At 68.9% G+C, this 4,393-nt stretch carries 3 protein-coding genes; all 3 read left to right on the forward strand.

The window, feature by feature from the left end; translation table 11 throughout:
- Nucleotides 1–1,537: galactarate dehydratase (gene garD / locus ACXJKR_RS25470; RefSeq protein WP_457325183.1), on the forward strand; the 1,537-nt coding region annotated here is incomplete at its 5' end.
- A gap of 276 nt (nt 1,538–1,813) precedes the next feature.
- Nucleotides 1,814–2,977, forward strand: coding sequence for a tellurite resistance TerB family protein (locus ACXJKR_RS25475; protein WP_457325184.1), 1,164 nt, complete (start codon nt 1,814–1,816; stop codon nt 2,975–2,977).
- A gap of 123 nt (nt 2,978–3,100) precedes the next feature.
- Nucleotides 3,101–4,393 (forward strand): alpha-D-glucose phosphate-specific phosphoglucomutase (locus ACXJKR_RS25480; RefSeq protein WP_457325185.1); only part of this gene is annotated, 1,293 nt, incomplete at its 3' end.

Consider the following 4,393-nt stretch of genomic DNA (forward strand, 5'->3'; position numbering starts at 1 on the left):
CAACGTCGCCATCGTTGCCAACGACGGCGGCCTGGCCGAAGGCACCGTGCTGCCGGACGGCATCCCAGGCGCGGGGCTGGCGCTGCGCGACAAGGTGCCGCAGGGCCACAAGGTCGCGCTGCGTGACATCGCCGAGGGAGAAGTGGTGCTGCGCTATGCCGTGCCCATCGGCTATGCGTTGAAGGCCATTCCCGCCGGTAGCTGGGTGCACGAGCGCCTGCTGCAGATGCCCGCCGCACGTGCGCTGGAAGGCCTGCCCATCGCCACCGTGAAGCCTGCTGTCGTTGAACCACTGGACGGCTACACCTTCGAGGGCTATCGCAACAAGGATGGCTCGGTCGGCACGCGCAACATCCTCGCCATCACGACCACGGTGCAGTGCGTGGCCGGCGTCGTTGCCCAGGCGGTCGCGCGTATCAAGGCCGAGCTGCTGCCGCGCTACCCGAACGTGGACGACGTCATCGGCTTGGAGCACAGCTATGGCTGTGGTGTGGCCATCGACGCGCCGGATGCCGTCATCCCCATCCGCACCCTCAAGAACATCTCGCTGAAYCCGAACTTCGGCGGCGAGGTGATGGTGGTGAGCCTCGGCTGCGAAAAGCTGCAGCCCGCACGCCTGCTGCCGCCCGGCTCCTTCCCCATCACCGACGAACGCGACCCCGCCAGCGGCCCCGAGACGATCTGCCTGCAGGATGACGTGCACGTGGGCTTCATGTCCATGCTCGAAGACATCCTGCAAAGTGCCAAGCCTCACCTGGAGCGCCTGAACGCCCGCAGGCGCGAGACCGTGCCTGCAGCTGAGCTGGTCGTCGGCGTGCAATGCGGCGGCAGCGATGCCTTCTCGGGCGTGACGGCCAACCCGGCCGTGGGCTTCTGCGCCGACTTGCTGGTGCGCGCGGGGGCCACCATCATGTTCAGCGAGAACACCGAGGTGCGCGACGCTGTCGAGCAGCTGACCAGCCGCGCCGCGACGCCGGAAGTCGCCGACGCCATCATTCGCGAACTCGGCTGGTACGACCGCTACCTCGACCGCGGCCGCGTCGACCGCTCGGCCAACACCACGCCCGGCAACAAGGCCGGCGGCCTGTCCAACATCGCCGAGAAGGCGATGGGCTCCATCATCAAGAGCGGCAGCTCGGCCATCTCGCATGTGCTCGCTCCCGGCGACAAGCTCAAGCGCGACCAGCGCGGCCTCGTCTACGCCGCCACGCCGGCCAGCGACTTCATCTGCGGCACGCTGCAGCTCGCCGCCGGCATGAACCTGCACATCTTCACGACAGGCCGCGGCACGCCCTATGGCCTGGCCGAATGCCCGGTCGTCAAGGTCGCCACGCGCACGGACCTGGCCCGCCGCTGGCATGACCTGATGGACGTCAACGCCGGCCGCATCGCCGACGGCGAGGCCACGATCGAGGAGACGGGCTGGGAGATGTTCCGTCTGCTGCTGGACGTCGCCAGCGGCCGCAAGAAGACCTGGGCCGAGYACTGGAAGCTGCACAACAGCCTGGTGCTGTTCAACCCCGCGCCTGTCACCTGAAATAACGCTGCCCCTCGCCCAGTCTTGCCCTGCTAAACGCGGGCAAGCCCAGTCGGTCTTGCAGACCGCGCTGCGGCTCGCGCCGCAGCTCTTCGGCAGGCACATGCCGCCCACTGGGCGCCATGTGTCCGGCCTCAGCCCCCGAGGGGACGGCGATGYTCGCGGCATCGAGCCGCGAGCACATCGCCAACCGGGCCGGCTAGGGAGCGGCCCGGYGCTCGGCCCGAAGACCGCGCCGTCCACGATGTGCACCCTCTCGTTCTATGCTTGGTCGCCATGACGACCCAGCAGCAACCGACAGTGGACCCAGCCGAACCCGGAACCGCGCTTGAAGGCGTGACGCAGGTAGTCGCCGAGCCCTTGCGTTTCAAGGCCAAGCTCGCCATCGGCGAGAACGCCTACAAGTCCTTGCGCATGATCAACCGCACCCGCGAGGTCTGGGACGTGCTGGGTGCCGCGGGCGCGGGCGCCGCCGTCGTGAAGTCGGGTGTGCTGGGCATCGGTGCCGCAGCCACGCCCATTGGCTGGGTGGCGCTGGCCGCGCTGGCCTCGGGCGGCGCCTGCTACGGCCTGTACCGGTGGCTGGGTGACACCAAGGGCGCGCGTGTCATCGAGATCCCCAAGTTCCTGAACACGCCGCTGGACACGCTGGGCCTGGCCCTCTTCGACCTCATCGCGCCGCTGGCGCTGCGGCTGGCCGCGGTGGATGGCCACATCGAGCCCGCCGAGCGGCAAGCGCTGGTGCAACACCTGGTGGACGACTGGGGGCTGGACGCCAGCTTTGTCACGCGGGCCATCGCGCAGATCGAGCCGAGCGTGATGCAAGGCTCGGTCGAGGAGGTGGCCGCTGAGCTGTCGGCCTTCCTGCATGCCAACCCCGACTGCAACCACAAGGCCATCGCCGCCGATCTCGGCCAGTTCCTGCGCCGGCTGCTGGAAGCCGGCGGGCCGCTGTCCGAGGCCGAGGAGGCGGCATTGGCAGCCAGCCTGACGCTGTTGCTGCAAGAGCCTGACGGCCCGCTCACCAAGGCCTGGGTCACCGCCAGGTCGGGCGCGGGCAAGGCGGCCGAACAGCTGGGCGCTTCGGCCAAGGAGGCGGCCGACTGGACGCGCGAGCGCCTGCCTTCGCCCGAGGAGCTGCAGGCCGCGGCCGGCACCGCAGCGACCAAGGCGTGGCATGGCGCCAGGTCGGGGGCTGAGCAATTGGGCACGTCGGCCAAGGACGCCGCTGACTGGACACGTGAGCGCTTGCCCTCAGCCGAGCAGTTGCAGGCCGCGGCCGATACAGCCGCGACGCAGGTCCAGCAGTCCGTGCAAAAGGCCGCCTCATGGGCTCAGGACAAGCTGCCCGCCGCAGCCCAAGTCCAGGATGCGGCCAAGCGCTCGGTGAGTTTTGCCAAGACCGGCATTGAGCGGATCAGGAAGCGGTCTGGCCGCTGAGACGCCGCGCGGCAATTGAGTTCCTGTAGGTCGGGGCCTGCAAGCCTGTGTGCCGATGTCCGGCACCGTGGCCGCGCCATGCTGGCAGTATGGTCTCACCGAAGAACGGGAGAGCCCCGAACGATGAGTGCTGAACGCCACCCCCTTGCCGGCAAGCCCGCGCCACCCGATGTCCTCATCGACGTCGAGGCCTTGCGCGAAGCCTATTTTTCGCGCCAGCCCGATCCGAGCTGCGCCGAACAGCAGGTCAGCTTCGGCACCTCGGGCCACCGCGGCTCGGCCCTGGATGGCTCGTTCAACGAATGGCATGTGCTGGCCATCACGCAGGCCATTTGCGACCACAGGAAGCAGAGCGACATCGCGGGCCCGCTCTTTCTGGGCGCCGACACGCATGCGCTGTCCGAGCCCGCTGTGCTCAGCGCACTGGAGGTGCTGGTCGCCAATGGCGTGGACGTGATGCTGGCGCCGGCGGGCCAGTTCACGCCGACACCGGCCGTGTCGCTGGCTATCCTTGAATACAACCGCGGCCGCGAAGGCTGGCAGCGCGCCGACGGCATCGTCGTGACGCCCTCGCACAACCCGCCGCGAGATGGCGGCTTCAAATACAACCCACCGCATGGCGGGCCGGCGGGCAGCGACGTCACGGCGGGCATCCAGGCGGCTGCCAACGAGTATCTGAAGCATTCGCTTGAAGGCGTCCTGCGCAAGGACGCCGAGCGGGCGCTCACCACGTCGGCCTGCCATGAGTACGACTTCCTCGGCAGCTATGTGGCGGCGCTGGGGCAGGTCATTGATTTCGACCTGATCCGCGCGGCCGGCCTGCAACTGGGCGTGGACCCGCTGGGTGGCGCGGGTGTGGCCTACTGGCCCGCGATCGCCGAGCACTACCGCCTGCCACTGACGGTTGTCAGCAACGAGGTGGATCCGCGGTTCGCCTTCATGACGCTGGACTGGGACGGCCAGATCCGCATGGACCCGTCATCGCCCTGGGCCATGCAAAGGCTGACGAGCCTGCGCGATCGCTTCGACGTGGCCTTTGCCTGCGACACCGACCATGACCGCCATGGCATCGTCACCCGCAGTGCCGGTCTGATGCCGCCCAATCACTACCTCAGCGTCGCCGTGGACTATCTGTTCCGCCACCGGCCCGGCTGGCGCGCGAACGCGGCCGTCGGCAAGACCGTCGTCACGACGGCGCTGATCGACCGCATTGCGCGGCGCCTGGGCTGCCCGCTGTTCGAGGCGCCCGTCGGCTTCAAATGGTTTGCGCCCGGCCTGGCTGAAGGCAGCCTGGGCCTGGGCTGCGAGGAGAGCGCGGGCGCATCAATGCTGCGCCGTGATGGCCGCGTGTGGACGACCGACAAGGACGGCATCGCCGCCGCGCTGCTGGCGGCCGAGATCACAGCGCGCACCGGT

This window comes from Roseateles sp. P5_E11 (genome assembly GCF_054049355.1).